This is a genomic window from Flavobacterium sp. ENC, from assembly GCF_020991415.1.
In the GTDB taxonomy this organism is placed as follows: Bacteria; Bacteroidota; Bacteroidia; order Flavobacteriales; family Flavobacteriaceae; genus Flavobacterium.
In genome coordinates this window covers 229784-246472 of the sequence record NZ_JAJMOY010000003.1, presented here as the reverse complement: position 1 = coordinate 246472, position 16689 = coordinate 229784, and the positions used below count along the sequence as shown (strand labels likewise).

Annotated in this window: 21 protein-coding genes; 18 read left to right on the top strand and 3 right to left on the bottom strand. The window is 37.7% G+C overall.

What is annotated here, in order from left to right:
- The first annotated feature begins 760 nt into the window (after window positions 1–760).
- Window positions 761–1252 (top strand): YgcG family protein, encoded by a 492-nt coding sequence (locus LPB89_RS09885; protein WP_230701580.1) that lies wholly within the window; start codon window positions 761–763, stop codon window positions 1250–1252.
- Window positions 1253–1767: 515 nt separating this feature from the next.
- Window positions 1768–3675: an SPFH domain-containing protein gene (locus tag LPB89_RS09880; protein WP_230701579.1), complete on the top strand. Its 1908-nt coding sequence runs from the start codon at window positions 1768–1770 to the stop codon at window positions 3673–3675.
- A 79-nt stretch (window positions 3676–3754) separates the two neighbouring features.
- Here LPB89_RS09880 and LPB89_RS09875 read toward each other — a convergent pair whose 3' ends face one another.
- The gene (locus LPB89_RS09875) at window positions 3755–3973 is read right to left on the bottom strand and encodes a helix-turn-helix domain-containing protein (RefSeq protein ID WP_230701578.1); all 219 of its coding nucleotides are present in this window, start codon (window positions 3971–3973) and stop codon (window positions 3755–3757) included.
- 94 nt (window positions 3974–4067) lie between these two features.
- Between LPB89_RS09875 and LPB89_RS09870 the strand changes: the two genes are divergently transcribed.
- From LPB89_RS09870 to LPB89_RS09795, 16 genes are all read left to right on the top strand, one after another.
- The gene (locus LPB89_RS09870; protein ID WP_230701577.1) at window positions 4068–4253 is read left to right on the top strand and encodes a SymE family type I addiction module toxin; all 186 of its coding nucleotides are present in this window, start codon (window positions 4068–4070) and stop codon (window positions 4251–4253) included.
- A 67-nt stretch (window positions 4254–4320) separates the two neighbouring features.
- Window positions 4321–5235 (top strand): arginase family protein, encoded by a 915-nt coding sequence (locus LPB89_RS09865; protein WP_230701576.1) that lies wholly within the window; start codon window positions 4321–4323, stop codon window positions 5233–5235.
- A gap of 101 nt (window positions 5236–5336) precedes the next feature.
- Window positions 5337–5981, top strand: coding sequence for a suppressor of fused domain protein (locus LPB89_RS09860; protein ID WP_127338634.1), 645 nt, complete (start codon window positions 5337–5339; stop codon window positions 5979–5981).
- Between the two features lie 40 nt (window positions 5982–6021).
- A complete protein-coding gene (locus tag LPB89_RS09855; protein ID WP_230701575.1) occupies window positions 6022–6420 on the top strand; it encodes a hypothetical protein in 399 nt (132 codons plus the stop codon).
- A gap of 20 nt (window positions 6421–6440) precedes the next feature.
- Window positions 6441–6953 carry a hypothetical protein gene (locus LPB89_RS09850; protein ID WP_230701574.1) on the top strand — a complete coding sequence of 171 codons (513 nt, stop codon included), beginning with the start codon at window positions 6441–6443 and terminating at the stop codon, window positions 6951–6953.
- Between the two features lie 219 nt (window positions 6954–7172).
- Window positions 7173–8066, top strand: coding sequence for an NAD(P)H-binding protein (locus LPB89_RS09845; RefSeq protein WP_230701573.1), 894 nt, complete (start codon window positions 7173–7175; stop codon window positions 8064–8066).
- Between the two features lie 12 nt (window positions 8067–8078).
- The gene (locus LPB89_RS09840; protein ID WP_230701572.1) at window positions 8079–8993 is read left to right on the top strand and encodes an AraC family transcriptional regulator; all 915 of its coding nucleotides are present in this window, start codon (window positions 8079–8081) and stop codon (window positions 8991–8993) included.
- Window positions 8994–9138: 145 nt separating this feature from the next.
- Window positions 9139–9507 carry a nuclear transport factor 2 family protein gene (locus LPB89_RS09835; protein WP_230701571.1) on the top strand — a complete coding sequence of 123 codons (369 nt, stop codon included), beginning with the start codon at window positions 9139–9141 and terminating at the stop codon, window positions 9505–9507.
- Between the two features lie 303 nt (window positions 9508–9810).
- On the top strand, window positions 9811–10233 hold the full coding sequence (locus LPB89_RS09830) for a DUF1801 domain-containing protein (protein ID WP_230701570.1): 423 nt from the start codon (window positions 9811–9813) through the stop codon (window positions 10231–10233).
- Between the two features lie 3 nt (window positions 10234–10236).
- Window positions 10237–11340 carry an MBL fold metallo-hydrolase gene (locus LPB89_RS09825; protein WP_230701569.1) on the top strand — a complete coding sequence of 368 codons (1104 nt, stop codon included), beginning with the start codon at window positions 10237–10239 and terminating at the stop codon, window positions 11338–11340.
- A gap of 27 nt (window positions 11341–11367) precedes the next feature.
- Window positions 11368–12492, top strand: coding sequence for a lactonase family protein (locus LPB89_RS09820; RefSeq protein WP_230701568.1), 1125 nt, complete (start codon window positions 11368–11370; stop codon window positions 12490–12492).
- Between the two features lie 17 nt (window positions 12493–12509).
- On the top strand, window positions 12510–13043 hold the full coding sequence (locus tag LPB89_RS09815) for a GNAT family N-acetyltransferase (protein ID WP_230701567.1): 534 nt from the start codon (window positions 12510–12512) through the stop codon (window positions 13041–13043).
- A gap of 11 nt (window positions 13044–13054) precedes the next feature.
- Window positions 13055–13636 carry a TIGR00730 family Rossman fold protein gene (locus LPB89_RS09810; protein ID WP_230701566.1) on the top strand — a complete coding sequence of 194 codons (582 nt, stop codon included), beginning with the start codon at window positions 13055–13057 and terminating at the stop codon, window positions 13634–13636.
- 131 nt (window positions 13637–13767) lie between these two features.
- On the top strand, window positions 13768–14235 hold the full coding sequence (locus tag LPB89_RS09805; protein WP_230701565.1) for an SRPBCC family protein: 468 nt from the start codon (window positions 13768–13770) through the stop codon (window positions 14233–14235).
- A 129-nt stretch (window positions 14236–14364) separates the two neighbouring features.
- A complete protein-coding gene (locus LPB89_RS09800) occupies window positions 14365–14733 on the top strand; it encodes an iron chaperone (protein ID WP_127338619.1) in 369 nt (122 codons plus the stop codon).
- A 4-nt stretch (window positions 14734–14737) separates the two neighbouring features.
- A complete protein-coding gene (locus tag LPB89_RS09795) occupies window positions 14738–15418 on the top strand; it encodes a 2'-5' RNA ligase family protein (RefSeq protein ID WP_230701564.1) in 681 nt (226 codons plus the stop codon).
- A gap of 122 nt (window positions 15419–15540) precedes the next feature.
- Here the strand turns inward: LPB89_RS09795 and LPB89_RS09790 are convergent, their stop codons facing one another.
- Together LPB89_RS09790 and LPB89_RS09785 are read right to left on the bottom strand one after the other, a co-directional pair.
- Entirely contained in the window at window positions 15541–15903 is a 363-nt protein-coding gene (locus tag LPB89_RS09790) for a VOC family protein (RefSeq protein WP_230701563.1), read from the bottom strand.
- Window positions 15904–15938: 35 nt separating this feature from the next.
- Entirely contained in the window at window positions 15939–16682 is a 744-nt protein-coding gene (locus tag LPB89_RS09785) for a DUF2625 domain-containing protein (RefSeq protein WP_230701562.1), read from the bottom strand.
- Window positions 16683–16689: the final 7 nt, after the last annotated feature.

Sequence of the window (16689 nt, the reverse complement as noted above, 5' to 3'; positions counted from 1 at the left end):
TACAAAACCGTTTTACGGTTACATATAATTTTCAATTTAAAGAATCCGATTCGCCTTCGCAAATCGGATTTTTTTCATTTAGTATATACTCATTTTCACGCAAAGACGCAAAGTCGCAAAGTTTTATATTCGATTGCTTAAAATTGCACAAAATAACAGAAAAAAACTTTGCGACTTTGCGACTTTGCGTGAGATTTATTAGCAACAATTATTAGAAAAAATAAGGTTTGTGATAGCAAGCCGGATTGATTTTATTTAACATCTGCTTATTTTTTCACGCAAAGTCGCAAAAGCGCAAAGTTTTAAATCCCATTACTTAAAACAGGACCGTTTTTATTTAAGGCTTTTTTTTACTAAGTCACCAATGCTTAAAGCATAGAACAAAACTTTGCGACTTCGCGTCTTTGCGTGAGATTTAGTAACAAACATTTAAAAAAGATAAGGTTTGTGAGAGCAAGCCGGATTGATTTTATTTAACATCTGCTTTTATTTTTCACGCAAAGTCGCAAAGTCACAAAGTTTTATATTCGATTGCTTAAAATTGCACAAAATAACAGAAAAAAACTTTGCGACTTCGCGTCTTTGCGTGAGATTTATTAGCAACAATTATTAGAAAAAATAAGGTTTGCATAAGCAAGTCTGATTTATTCAGGTACTTCAAAATACCATAAATAAAAATAGTAACCTTTTAGTATCAAATTACAAGACGAATTCTAACAATAAAGTGGTAATTTTGCGGCTCCCCAAAACAAATCTACCCATGAAAAAAATATTTTTCATTATTGCGCTTTCTGTTATTTTTTCGAATAGTTTTTTTGCCCAAACAAAAACCGGAACACAAAACATCTTCGAAAAAAAATACGATTACGTCAATGACTTCGAAAAAATTCTGACTCCAAAACAGATACAAACTTTAAGTGCAACTTTAAAATCCTGTGAAACAAAAACCGGACACAAAATTGTTTTAGTGACTACCTCGTCCATAAGTCCCTACACTGACCTTAGCGATTACTCTTTAGAGCTTGACAAATATCTAAATACAAGCCTGAAAATCGATGCTTCCATTATACTGGTGATAAGCAAACAATTAAGACAGATACAAATTCGCGGACTTGAAAAATTACGGAATAAACTTAGCGACAAGGAAGTAGAAAGCATTGTATCGACTTTTGTAATTCCCGAACTAAAAAAAGGAGATTACTATAAAGGTTTACAAGAAGGTACAGACCGAATTATAAAAAAGCTGGAATAGAAGAAACTTTGATTTGATCTGGAGCAAATAGATAAAAGTATAATTTTGAATAAAATATCTTTATTCTTTTAGAAACCATTGTCATCCTGAGCGAAGTCGAAGGGCACCCTGAGCGAAGTCGAAGGCTATTCTACACTAAAAGGGCTTCGACTCCGCTCAGCCTGACAAAAGTTTGAATTCCACCCAACGAGTTAAATTTAAATTAAAATCCGATTTGTGAAGCAGGCCGCATTTTTTTTGAGCATTTCCTTTTGATTTTCTAAAAATCACCCAAACCCTTTCCCTCCTACTACATTCCCAAAACAAAACAATTACCCTTTTAAATTGTTAAAACCCAAAATACCAATCATAGTTGACAGAGCAAAAAATCGTGTCACAAATTGACAATTCCAACGATATAAAATTGAGTTAATTTTAACATTTCTATCTAAAAAAAGCCAAATGTTAATTTTAAAAATATTTCATTTTAACAGTTAGTATTTCTGTTATGTTTGTACCATAAACTCAAAATAACTATGACTGAAATTACTTCTTATTGGTGGGTACTATTACTTGTATTCTCCATTTTATTTTACAAATTTGTACTTCGTGTTTTCTTCGGAATGGTAATCGTTCCCGAAGACAAAATTGGTCTCGTGACCAAAAAATTCGTTTTGTTTGGTGCCGACAAATCCCTTCCGGATGGCAGAATCATTGCTACGAAAGGAGAAGCAGGTTACCAGGCACAAACTTTAGCTCCCGGATTGTACTGGGCCATGTGGATTTGGCAATACACCGTAGACATGACCGGATTTACGATTATTCCGGAAGGTAAAATCGGGCTTGTTTTAAGTAAAGACGGAAAGGAAATTCCAACCGGACGAATCCTGGCCCGAAAAGTAGACAGCGACAACTTTCAGGATGCCACCTCTTTCTTAAACAATGGCGGTCAGAAAGGACGTCAGACTGCTTTTATCACCACGGGTTCGTACCGTATTAATACCTTTCTGTTTGAAATTGTAATGGCAGACCAGATAAAGATTTACGAAAACATGATCGGAATCGTTACAGCTCTCGATGGTGAACCGATTCCGCAAGGGCAAATTGCCGGAAAATTTTTAGAAGGACACAACAACTTTCAGGATTTCGATCAGTTTCTGGACAAAGGCGGAAACCGTGGTTTACAGCCTCAGGTCATGCTGGCAGGTTCTTATTATATCAATACCTGGGCAATCCTGATTGAACAGAACCCAATGACCGACGTGCCTATTGGTTATGTCGGAGTTGTAATCTCCTATATTGGTGAAGACGGACAGGATGTTACCGGTGATACTTTCAAACACGGAAATATTGTTTCAAAAGGACAACGTGGTGTCTGGATGGAACCACTTGGACCGGGAAAATATGCATTAAACAAATACACCACCAAACTGGAGGCCGTTCCGACTACTAATCTGGTTTTAAACTGGGCGAATGCACGAAGCGAATCCCATAATTTAGATAAAAATCTGTCTACCATTACCGTTCGTTCCAAAGATGGTTTCCCGTTTAATCTGGATGTAGCACAGATCATTCACGTTCCCGCTGCCGAAGCACCAAAAGTTATTGCCCGTTTCGGAAGCATGAACAACCTGGTTTCTCAGGTTTTAGAACCTACGATTGGTAACTATTTCAGAAACTCGGCTCAGGACAGCGATGTGATTTCGTTTTTATCGACCAGAAAAGAACGTCAGGAATCTGCCAAAAACCATATCAAACTGGTTCTGGACGAATACAATGTAAATGCTGTTGATACCTTAATTGGTGATATCGTTCCGCCGGATTCCTTAATGAAAACGCTAACCGACAGAAAACTGGCCGAAGAGGAACAAAAAACCTATCAAACCCAAAGAATGGCGCAGGAACAACGTCAGGGAATGGAGAAAGAAACGGCAATTGCCGACATGCAGAAAGAAATCGTTCGTGCTTCACAAAGTGTTGAAATTGCACAACGTACCGCCGATGCCACTGTTAAGAAAGCAGAAGGAGATGCTACCAGTTTAAAACTAAACGTAAACGCAGAATCCGAAGCGACAAAAATGCGCGCTAATGCTGAAGCAGAAGCTACAAAAGCCAGAGCCGGGGCACAAGCCGAAGCGACCAAACTTAATGCAAGTGCAGAAGCTGAAAGAATCTCCAAAACCGGTTTAGCCGAAGCGGAAAAAATCATGGCGATTGGTAAATCTACAGCAGAATCCTATCAATTACAGGTTACGGCGATGGGCGGTGATAATTTCACCAAATACAAAGTTACCGAGGAAATTGGTAAAGGAAACATCAAAGTAATTCCTGACGTATTAATCACCGGAAATGGCGGTTCTGATGGTTCGATCAGCGGTTTATTAGGTTTGAAACTCATGGAAATGATGGATACCGACAAAAACGTAAAGAATCCTAAAAAATAATTCGTTTCAATTTTTAATACTAATCCGATTTGTGAAAGCAGGTCGGATTTTTTTTTATTACATAATTTTAAGTCAGTCACTATTTGAAATCAACTAATTTAGATAGTGAAATTTCTAAAGCAACTGCAATTTCAAAAAGAGTATAAAGTGTAGGATTCACTTTTCCATTTTCAATTTTTTCAATAGATTGACGGTCTTTATTACAGGCTCTCGCCAAGTCAGACTGGCTCCAACCTTTTTTTTCCCGGAGTTCAATAATTCGTTGACCTATTTTTTCTTTTAACTTATCTCGTGTCATAAATCAAATGTCATGCAATTTGCTGACAAATTTGTCATATTAAAATACGACATGTCGATTATTTATCTTACATTTGTCATATAATTATACGACAATGATGCATTCAAGAAAACTAAAAATTCACGCGATATACAAATCAAGAAATCGCAAAATCACAACAACTCCTGTAATAAGACTTGCTGGCAAATGGCTTAAAGAACTTGGATTCATTGAAGGTCAAATGGTAAACATAAAACAACAAAAAAATAAGCTCACCATCACGATTGAAAAAAAAATATAAAAAATCATTTTTCTTTCAACCAAAAAAACATCGATATTCAATAACTTTATCACTAAATAATAAGGTTATGAAAGAGATTTATATTGTTGAATTTCCATCCAATTTGGGATTAAAAGAACCGCAGCCCGGAAAAGAACCGGGCGTAAAAAACCTGCCTGATTGGTTGTGGAAACATAATTTACACAAAATCATTCAGCCCAAAAATACCATAAGACTTGATGCGCCAAAGTATTCAAATAACAGAGACACCAAAACGCAAATTCTCAATGCCAATTCGCTGGCAGATTACGCCAGAGAACAGGCTTACTTAATCAACAACTTACTTTCCCAGAATAAACTTCCATTTGTACTGGGAGGAGATTGCAGTATCCTCCTCGGAGTTGCTATTGCTTTAAAACAAAAAGGAAATTACGGCTTATTTTATCTCGACGGACATACCGATTTCATGGACGTTTCCTTATCCGAAACTGGAGGTGTGGGCGGAATGGCAGCTTCAATCGCAACAGGAAACGGACCTGAAAAACTCACCAATATACTCGATTTAAAACCTTATATAAAAGAAGAAAACCTTTGGTGCGTGGGCAACCGCGAATATGATGATGCCTATGAAAATGAAATTCGCAACTCTTCCGCGACGTATGTAAGCCTGCAGGAATTACGAAAACAAGGCATTTCAAACTGCATTCAGTCTTTTCTTTCTGAAGTTGAAAATAAAAACCTCGACGGATTCTGGCTTCATATAGATGCAGACGTTTTAAACGATTCCATAATGCCCTGCGTAGACAGCCGCACTCCGGACGGTCTTACTTATGAGGAATTTAATGAACTTACCTCCTATTTGTTTCAAAGTGATCAGTTGACCGGGCTTGAAATCACCATTTTAGATCCTGATCTCGACAAAACGGGCCAATACACCAAAGATTTTGTCCATCATCTTACCACTACTTTCAAAAAATACAATAAAGTAAATCCTTCACTTTAAGACAGCAATATCTAAAATTTTATTTTAAATTAGTTGAAACAATACGTTTTCCTGACTAAAAGATATTTTACAAAACCGAACTATTTAAATTTTTCGAAAACATGACATTAGAAGAATACAAAAAAGAATTTACAGAAGACGATGCTGTGGGATGGCTGGAAATCGATAAACAATTCGACCGCCTTTACCCAAATCAGGAGCCCAAACATTTTGCTCCGGCGATATCGTATATGCTGGGTGGAGAACACCCACTGGACGGCGTGAGTATTTACGAAAGCAAAAAGCAAACGGATCATTTTCATTTTGTAACCTATGGTTTTTCGGAATTGTATTATGATGAAGAAAAATTAGACAGTGAATACAGTAAATGGGGATTTGAACTTACTTTCAGATTAAAACCCTTTGCCGGTGACACTGAAAACCCGGGCTGGGCAGTGGCGCTGCTGCAAAACATCGCCAAATACGTGTTTAGCAGCGGAAACTGGTTTGAGGAGTTTCATTATATGCCTGCAAACGGACCTATCCGACTCGATACCGAAACCGAAATCACCGGCTTGCTATTTGTAACCGATCCCGAAATCGAAAAAATAGAAACGCCGCACGGTGAAGTTACGTTTCTGCAAATCGTCGGAATTACTACCGCAGAATTTGACGCTATAAAAGAAGGCAGCAGAACGGTTGAAGAAGTAGTACAGGAATTAAAAGAAAACAATCCGTTATTAATTACAGATCTCACCAGAAAATAATAAACAGGGCTTCTTAAACCCTAAAAATCCAGAACTAAAAATGATAAAAAAAATTGCTTTCCTATTGGTATTCTTTCAATTGCTTTCCTGTAGCAGCAGCAGTACTACAGGTGCTTCCAGTGAAAACTCCTTAAACGGAAAGTGGAACTGGGTCAGTTCAACGGGCGGATTTATAGGTTCAACGCTTACACCCGCATCCGAGAAAAAGACAATGACTATTGAAATTTCAAACTCCGCTATAAAAAGATATGAAAATGGAAAATTGCTCTCTGAAAATACTTTTGAAATAAAAACCCAGAATTCGATTTATGGTGACAATAAAAAAATGATTGTCATCGAAGACAGGCCAAGTCAGTCTTTTGAAATTAAAGACAACAAATTATTTCTAAACGATGAATGTCATGATTGCTATCAATCGGAATACGTTCGAATAAAATAAAACGATAATCCAGCCTTAAAATGAATAAAATAAAAATTGTACTGGCACTTCAGCTGATTTTCTTTTTCTCGTACGCAAGCCCAAAAGTACATCAGCCCGTACTTGGCAACCCTAAAGAAATGACTTTCGACAAAAGTGAACTGGCCAAAAAATGGCTTGTAAAAGCTATTGAAAATTTCTTTAAACAGGAATCTGCCGATATGAGTTCCATAACGACAAAAAGTTATAACGAATACAAATCCGACGCGATGAATATCGATATGGGCGAAGAAAGCCTGACATTAGAACAATTCAATAAAAAATGGAAAAAGAAATATGATGTAAAACATGTCGGATATGATGGTTTTCTAATCTCTGGTCAGGACTGGGGAAAAATTATGGTTTCTAAATGTGAATTATCAAGTGCTAAAGGAAATGTATATATCTTTCAGGTCATCATGAAAGATACCCAATATAAAGCCACCTACAAAAGAGACATCAAAGTTATCGAATCCGGAAAATCATTTTTGATTGATGATGTGAAGGAATATTAGGGGTGAAAAATTTAAATTCCAAAAATTAAATTCCAAATTCCAAATTTTCAATCCAATAGTCCAACTATCTAAAAACACAACAATCCAAAAATCCAAAAAGCTAAAAATCTAACAATCTAAAAATCTAAAAAAAGCCACTTTCTGGCTACGACAATAATAGTTTTGGCTAAATCTGTTCTTTGAATCTTACGCAACTTTGTATTATAAAATAACATACAGATGAAAATTATAATTACAGGTTCTTTAGGGAACATCAGCAAGCCACTGGCTCAGGAGTTAGTGCAAAAAGGACATGAAGTGACGGTAATCAGCACCAGCACTGAAAAACAGGCAGAAATTGAAAATTTAGGGGCTTCGGCAGCCATTGGCTCCGTTGAAGATGCAGCTTTTTTAACCAAAACTTTTACGGGAGCAGATACGGTATATTGCATGATTCCGCGTTCAAATTATTTTGACCCAAATCTTGATCTGGATGCTTTTACCCGAAAAATTGGAGATAATTATGCTGAAGCTATTGAAAAATCAGGTGTAAAACGCGTCGTTTTCTTAAGCAGTATTGGCGCACATTTAGAACAAAATTCCGGAATTATTCAGCGTTATAATGAAATCGAAACCGTTTTAAAAAAGCTTGATGTCTCCATTACCTTTATGCGTCCGACTTCATTCTTTTATAATTTAGAAGCTTATATTCCGCAGATTAAATTTCAGGGAGTTATTGCTACGAATTACGGAGCTGACAAAATGGTGCCGTGGGTTTCTCCAAATGATATTGCCGCTGCCATTGCAGAAGAAATCACCACCCCGCTTAACGGAAAAAAAGTACGTTATGTTGCAAGCGAAGAACTTACAGGTGACGAAACGGCCCGTATTTTAGGCGAAGCCATTGGAAAACCCGATTTAAAATGGGTTCTGATCAGTGATGAAGAAGCCTTAAACGGATTAATAAATGTAGGCATGCAGCCCAAAATTGCAGCAGGACTGATAGAAATGTACGCCGGACTTTACAATGGTTTACTGGGGGAAGACTACTACCAAAACAGGCCAGCAGTAATGGGAAAAACAAAACTGGCTGATTATGCCAAAGAATTCGCTTCCGTTTATAATCAGAAATAAGTACCTTAGACTATGGCAAATCTACAACCGCTCCGAATAAAAAGCATCAGCGAATTTCATCAGTTTCGTAATTTGCCAAAACCCGAGCATCCTTTAGTGAGCGTTTATAATTTCGAAGATTTAAAATATCTGAACGAAGATGAACCGCGAAGCCTCATGCTTGATTTTTATTCGATTGCACTAAAACGAGGTGCAAATGCCAAAATGAAATACGGGCAGCAGGAGTACGATTTTAAGGAAGGCGTTTTGTTATTTCTTTCGCCGGGTCAGGTTTTTTCTATAGAAGGTAATGCAGAATTACAACATACAGGATGGTCTTTATTGATCCATCCTGATTTTTTATGGAATACACCGCTTGCCAAAAAAATCAAACAATACGAGTATTTTGGCTATTCGGTTCATGAAGCCCTGCACCTATCGGAGAAAGAAGAAAAAATGATTATCAATATCATCAAAAACATTCAGCAGGAATACCAGTCGAATATTGATAAATTCAGCCAGGAGGTTATTATCGCTCAGATTGAATTGCTGCTCACGTATGCCGAACGTTTTTACAACCGCCAGTTCATTACACGTAAAATAAGCAATCATCAGATTCTGGCCCGTCTGGAAAACCTGCTGGAGGAATATTTCAGCACCAACACATTGGCTAAAAACGGCTTGCCAACAGTGCATTACATTGCAGAAGCCTTACATGTCACTCCCAATTATTTAAGCGTATTGCTGAAAACACTCACAGGTCAGAGCACACAGCAGCACATTCATGATAAACTGATCGAAAAAGCCAAGGAAAAACTTTCCACAACCGATTTATCCATCAGCGAAATTGCTTACGAGCTCGGTTTTGAGCATCAGCAGTCTTTCAGTAAATTATTCAAAACCAAAACCACCTTCTCCCCTTTAGAATTCAGGCAATCTTTTAACTGAATAAAGAAATCTCCTGATCCGGATTACCATTCCTAATTTTCATAAATTCGCTGCATCATCTTACGCGAAAAGTTAATAAAGCAATAATTTTTAAATTCCTAGGCTGTTATTTCTTAACTTAGTTAGCTTTTAAATTTTTGGAATCATGACTAAGAAATATATTGCAAAGGACTTTTTGAAACTGGCTGCAAAAGGGCATTCACATGAGGCTTTCCGGCTTTATGTGGGTACCAATTTTAAGCATCATAATGTTTATTTTAAAGGAGATGCCAATACTTTGATGCTGGCCATGGAGGAATCGTCAAGACAAAATCCAAATAAGATTTTTGAAATTCATCATACTATTGGAGATAAAGATATGGTTGCCGTACATTCGCATGTAAAGCAAAACAGCAACGATCGCGGTATTGCTGTAGTTCATATTTTCAGGTTTGAATCCGATAAAATAATAGAGCTCTGGGATTTAGGACAAGCCGTCCCTCCCGAAATGGTCAATGAAAACGGGATGTTTTAGTTTTTAGTCACAGTCACAGTTTTCAGTCGCAGTTTGCAACTGAGACTGAAAACTGTGACTGAAAACTGAGACTGAAAACTGAGACTGAAAACTGTGACCGCGACTGAGAATAAAAACTAAAAATCTGTCCGGCTGAGCGAAGTCGAAGCCCCGCAACGGAAAGTCCTTCGACTTCGCTCAGGATGACACCGAAAACTGAGACTGAAAACTGAGACCGAGACTGAGACTGAGACTGAAAACTGAGACTGAGACTGAGACTGAAAACCGAGACCAAAAACTGAGACTAATTTAAATAACAAAAAAGTGGCACAAAATAAAACGACAGAAACCGAAAACAGTGTGACTCATTTTATCAACGCTGTCGAAGATTCAACAAAGAGAAACGACTCATTGGAACTGGTCAGACTGATGCAGCAACAAACCGGGTATACACCAAAAATGTGGGGCGCAGCGATTATTGGTTTCGGAACCTACCATTATAAATATGCCAGCGGTCATGAAGGTGATGCGCCGCTTGTGGCTTTTTCGCCAAGAAAAGCTGCCATCTCGTTTTATTGTTATCTGGAACCCGAAAACAGGGAAGAATTACTTTCCCAGCTTGGAAAACACAAATCAGGAAAAGGCTGTATTTACATCCAAAAAATAGCGGATATCAATATTGAGGTCCTCAAAAAAATGATTTCGCTTTCCGTTGAAAACTTAAATAAATTATATCCACCCCAATAAACTATGACCCTCACTTTTATCCTACTTATTCTTTTAGTCCTTGTTCTTATTTACGTTTTCAAACATCCGCGCTATGGTAAAAAGCCAGCTGGCGAAAGACTGGCCCTGATTCAAAAATCGCCACAATTTAAAAATGGCAGATTCGAAAACGAAAACTTCACGCCCGAACTTGCAGAAGGTTATGGCTATTTTGATGTAATTTCTAATTTTTTGTTTAAAAAAGTACACCGAAAAATTCCGACCGATTTAATTCCTTCGATTAAAACCAATTTACTGGAACTTCCTATTGATCAGGATGTCTTAGTCTGGTTTGGGCATTCTTCTTACTTTATTCAGCTTGAAGGAAAACGTTTTTTAATAGATCCCGTTTTTAGCGGTAATGCCTCCCCAATTTACGGAACTACAAAAGCATTTAAAGGAACTGATATTTATACGGCCGATGATTTTCCTCCAATTGATTATTTATTAATCACACACGATCATTATGATCATCTGGATTACACAACGATTTTGCAACTGAAACCAAAAATAAAAACAGTAATCTGTGCGCTTGGTGTGGGTTCACACTTTGAATTTTGGGGATTTCCAAAAAATGCGATTATTGAAAAAGACTGGCATGAAAAAATAGAACTGGATGCAAATCTTACACTTTACACCACTCCTTCCCGACATTTTTCGGGCAGGGGGCTTAAACGCTGCAATACGCTCTGGACTTCATTTGTATTAGAAACCAGCAATTTTAAAATGTATCTTGGCGGCGACAGCGGTTACGATACGCACTTTGCAGACATTGGTGCTAAATTTGGCCCTTTTGATCTGGTACTCATCGATAACGGCCAGTACAATCCTGCATGGAAGTACATCCATAATTTGCCTGAAGATGTCATCAAAGCCATGAAAGACCTAAAGGCAAAAAGAGTCTTCCCGGTACATTCCTCAAAATTTGCACTGGCCCTGCATCCGTGGGATGAACCATTGAAAAAAGTAACGGAATTAAATGCTTTATCAGAAAATCCGATTCCATTAGTGACACCAAGGATTGGCGAATTAGTGGAACTCAAAAATGAGAAACAAGAATTTCAACAATGGTGGAAAGGCGTACACTAAATGATTAAAACAACCAAAACCGAAAACTTGAAACTAAAAACCAATCTCTTACTAATTGCCTTTCTGGCTACATTTGCTGCTTTTTCCCAAAATACGTATGTCTTTTTAGGTTCATACAACAGGGACAAAGCAGCGGAATCTATTGTGGTATATCAGCTGGATACTTTAAACGGAAAACTAACCAAAATAACTTCGGCAAAGGACCTCATTAATCCATCTTTTTTGACCGTATCGCCAAACGGAAAATACGTGTACGCCTGTACAGACAGCAAAACCCCAAATGCAGGAAGCGTCAGCAGCTTTGAATTCAGTCCCAAAAATAAAACACTTACTTTCCTCAATAAACAGTCCAGCGGGGGCGAAAATCCGGTTTATGTTTCCGTTCATAAAAATGGTAAATGGCTGGTAAACGGCAATTATACCGAAGGAAGTGTTTCGGTTCATCCTTTGCTGGAAAATGGCGCAATAGATTCGATGGCGCAAAATTTTCAATATACAGATGGAAGCGTTCACAAAGAAAGGCAAACTCGTTCACACGTGCATTCCACTGTATTTTCACCACAATATGATTATCTGTTCCTTCCTGATTTAGGTGCTGATAAAATACGTTGTTACCAATTTGATGCAACCCTGAAACAGCCTTTGATTGAAGCTACCGTTCCTTTTACCAAAACAGCTCCGGAAAGCGGGCCGCGCCATTTCACTTTTCATCCGAATCAAAAATTTGGGTATTGTATCGAGGAAATGTCAGGATCAATCAGTGCTTACGAATATGAAAACGGAACTTTAAAAAAAATCCAGCACATCAGTACCCATACGGATGCTATTACTGAAGGTTTTGAAAGTTCAGACATTCATATTTCGCCCGACGGGAAATTTTTATATGCCACCAACAGGGGGAAAGAAAACAATATTGCCATTTTTTCGATTGATGACAAAGGGATTTTAACCAACATCGGCTACCAATCGACTTTAGGGAAACATCCCCGGATCTTTGCAATAGATGAAACCGGCAAATTCCTGATCGCATCCAATGTCATTACCGGAAATGTGATTGTTTTTAAACGAAATCCAAAAACCGGATTACTTAAAAAAGCAGGAAAAGCGGTAAAACTGGAAAATGTTTCCTGTGTCCAGATCAAAAAAATATAATTTTAAAACAGCTAAACATGAATACATCCCTCTTAAATCTGCAGCCAGAAATTTTAGAAGATAATCTGGTCAAATTAATTCCTTTGCAGGAAAATCATTTTGAGGAACTTTATAAAGTCGCATCCGATCCTTTGATTTGGGAGCAGCATCCGAACAAAAACCGCTATGAAAGAGAGGTTTTCCAAAATTTCTTTGAAGGTGCCATGGAAAGCAAAGGCGCGTTTCTTATTGTCGATAAAAATACAGGCGAAATAGCCGGAAGTACCCGTTTTTATGACTATGAACCGGAAAACAAGAGTGTTTTTATCGGTTATACTTTTTACGGAAGAAACTTTTGGGGTACCGGATTTAATACACAGGTAAAGAAGATGATGCTGGATTATGCTTTTAAAACGGTCGACAAAGTTCAGTTTCATATCGGGGCAGAAAATTACCGTTCGCAAAAAGCAATAGAAAAACTAGGTGCCGTAAAAGTAGAAGAAATAGATGTAGCGTATTACAACGAACCCTCCCGTCATAATTTTGTCTACGAGATAAAAAAAGAACAATAAAAAGAATAAAAATGAAAAGAATCACTGTTTTCTGCGGTTCCAGTTTTGGAACGGAAGAAATATATAAAGAACAAGCGACCCTTCTTGGAAAAACATTAGCCAAACACAATATAGAATTAGTGTATGGCGGAGCAAACGTGGGTTTAATGGGTGCCGTAGCAGACGGAATCCTAAATGAAGGTGGAAAAGCAATTGGTGTTTTACCCGATTTCCTGCGTTCCAAAGAAATTGCACATCAGGGCCTGACCGAATTAATCCTGGTCGAAAGCATGCATGAAAGAAAAACCAAAATGAGTGATTTATGCGATGGCGTAATTGCACTACCGGGTGGTTTTGGAACGCTCGAAGAACTGTTTGAAATGCTGACCTGGGCACAATTAGGCTTGCACAAAAAACCGATTGCGATTTTAAACATCGATGGTTTTTATGATTCTTTACTAGAACTGACCCAGACCATGGTGGATAAAGGCTTTTTGAAAAACGTCAATAAAGAGATGCTTCTGGTAAGTGATAATATTGATGATTTATTGGATAAGATGAAGCATTACGTTGCACCGACTGTTGGAAAATGGATTGATAAAGAGAAAGTATAGATCCTTTTTATTAAATTAGGGGTTTGGTAAAAAAGTCTCAGGGCTCAGTCTCAGTCTCAGGGCTCAGTTTCAGTTTCAGAGTTGACTTTACTTTTTACTTTTCACAACAGACATTTTACAAACTACCAATTATGAAAACAGAGAACAACAAATTCGCAAAAGCCGAAATGCTGATCAGAAAACCTGTTTCAGAAGTTTTTCAGGCTTTTATAAATCCCGAAATCACCAGTAAATTTTGGTTTACCAAAGGTTCGGGAAAATTAGAAGAAGACCAGTCTACGGAATGGACCTGGGAAATGTATGGCTTTTCACTGACGGTCCTGACGAAAGTCATAAAGGAAAACCAGAAGATTGTAATCGAATGGGGAAATCCGGATGAAATCACTTTAGTAGAATGGATCTTTACTCCTTTAGATGAAAATGAAACTTTTGTAAGCATCACCAATTCCGGTTTAAAAGGAGATTCTGATAAAATAATTGATCAGGTCAGAAATTCAACTGAAGGTTTTACGTTGGTTTTAGCGGGCGCAAAAGCCTATTTAGAACATCATATTCAGCTTAATCTGGTACTGGACAGATTCCCGAAAGGGCTGGCGTAAGTTAGGAAGTGGCAGTCGCAGTCTCAGTGGCAGTCTCAGTCTCAGGTTCTGTGGACAACCTGAAACTTGAAACTTCAAACCTGAAACTTGAAACTTGAAACTTGAAACCTGAAACAAAAACAACCAAAAATGGATACCAAAAAACCCGAAAATATAGACGAATACATTGGCGGTTTTCCAACTGAAGTGCAGGAAATTCTGGAAAAAATCCGCGTGACGATTCAGAAAGCCGCTCCGGATGCCAAAGAAAAAATTAGTTACGCGATGCCGGCTTTTGAGCAAAACGGAATTGTCGTTTATTTTGCTGCTTTCAAAAAACACATCGGCCTGTACGCTTTACCTACTGGTCATGAAAATTTTAAGGAAGAACTTTCAAAATACAAATCCGGAAAAGGTTCTGTACAATTTCCTTTAAATGAAGCAATGCCATTTGCCTTAATTACCAAAATTGTAAAATTCAGGGTAAAAGAAAATCTGGAAAAAGCAAAAAATAAATAGCCGAATGAATCTGACCGAACATTATAATCAGCTCTATAAAAAATCTTCCAAAGCTATTCGTTCCGGAAATTATACTTTAGATCCACAGATCAATAATGAAACAGATTCCCGTTTTGGAATAACACTACTCATTCGTCCAAACGACGCCGTAAAAGCAAACATTCAGTTGTTTTTAGCCGCTTTAAAAGAAGTAGAACCCACACAATATTATTACCCTGATTCCGATATTCATATCACGGTAATGTCAATTATTTCGTGTTCGGAGGAATTTCGTTTAGATCAGATTTCACCTAACGACTACATCGGGGTTATTTGTAAAAGCCTGGTGGATCTGGATGGTATTACAATTAAATTCAAAGGTGTTACAGCTTCTCCTTCTGCCTTGATGATTCAGGGTTTCCCAACGGATGAATCGCTCAATAACCTTCGTGACAAACTGCGTGATGATTTTAAAAATTCGGGCTTGCAGCAAACTATAGACAGTCGCTATACCATTACTGCGGCACATGCTACTATAATGCGTTTTCAGGAAGAACTACAGCATCCGGAGGAATTGATACAGGTTGTCGAAAAATTCCGTGATTTTGATTTTGGCGAATTTAAAGTTGAAAATCTGGAATTAGTGTATAATGACTGGTATCAGAGAAAAGGAAACACCATTCATTTGGCAGATTTCATTCTTTGATTTTTTCAGCGTAGTTTTTTTGCCACAACCCGATCGGCAACGAGCAGGCGAAGCAATTTCATGAATCAGATATGTAAAATTGCTAAAAATTCGTGCCAATTCGTGAAATTCGTGGCAAAAAACTATTCATTAAACTTCCCAAAGTGCCATAAAACACCCGACGGATCGTGCAAAAAACATTCGCTTCCCCAATCCAAATGGCGTATTGGAGTTAATTTTATCCCGTATTTTTCCGTTACGTTGAGCGCCAGCAATTCCTGGTAATAACGATCCACATCATCGACTTCAAGAAAAATCATCGTGTTTTCGATCCACTCTTTTGCGTAGTAATCCTGAAGGTAAAAGGCAATTGCACCACTTTTAAAAACAGAAAAATTAGTTTCTAAAACCGTTTCTTCAAATCCAAGGTCACGATAAAAACTTCTCGACAATTCGAAATCCTTAGCACCAATAAAAGGCCGGATTGATTTGATCTTATGTTCCATTTTTATGCTTTTTAAAATTACGGTTCAATAAAAGTTTATCTATCAAAACCCATTTGTTTTCTTAAATCCAGGTTCAGGCTGTATTGTTCGGCAATGGGAATAATTTTTCTTGCATTTTTATCGATATCACTTCCTTCTTTACTCCACAGAAAAGGATAAAAATTAAAAACTTCATCACCTTTTAATTTCGAAACTTCTGCTCTCCACCCTTTCCATCTGCTTCCTTCATAGAATTTCTCCAGGTCATTATTAAAACAAAACTGCAGGAATTCCGGATAATTGATTTCAAGTGGTTCAAATTCCAGACTGTCGGGTGAAAAATAATAAATCATCCCTACATCAGTACCCAACGCCCCGCCGTTCATAAGATAGAAACCTCCGATGGCATCATCTGCAATTAATAAGAATGCAGGCGTTTCACCAAATTCCTTAAATGATTTTCCTTTATTCCAGTCTGGCAGTGTTCTGTTGAATTTTGCATTTCCGGAACCTAAAATTCTTATCCAGCCATCATCGATTAAAAGTCCGCCGGTCATAAAAACAATTGCTCCCATGGCAGACTGGGTGGTAACCTGAGTATGATACAGCGCTTCTTTTGCTTTCGATGGCTCTGTCGGCAGAATCTCTACTTTATTTTTTGCATTTTTAATCCAGCCTTCTACAACCGCCCATCCCGGATCCGTTTTATTTATAAGTTCGTCAGCCTGTTTCATTTTATTTTGTCCTGATGTCATTAGCGTTACAGACATCGCTATTATGATAAAAAAATTCTTTGTCATACCAATT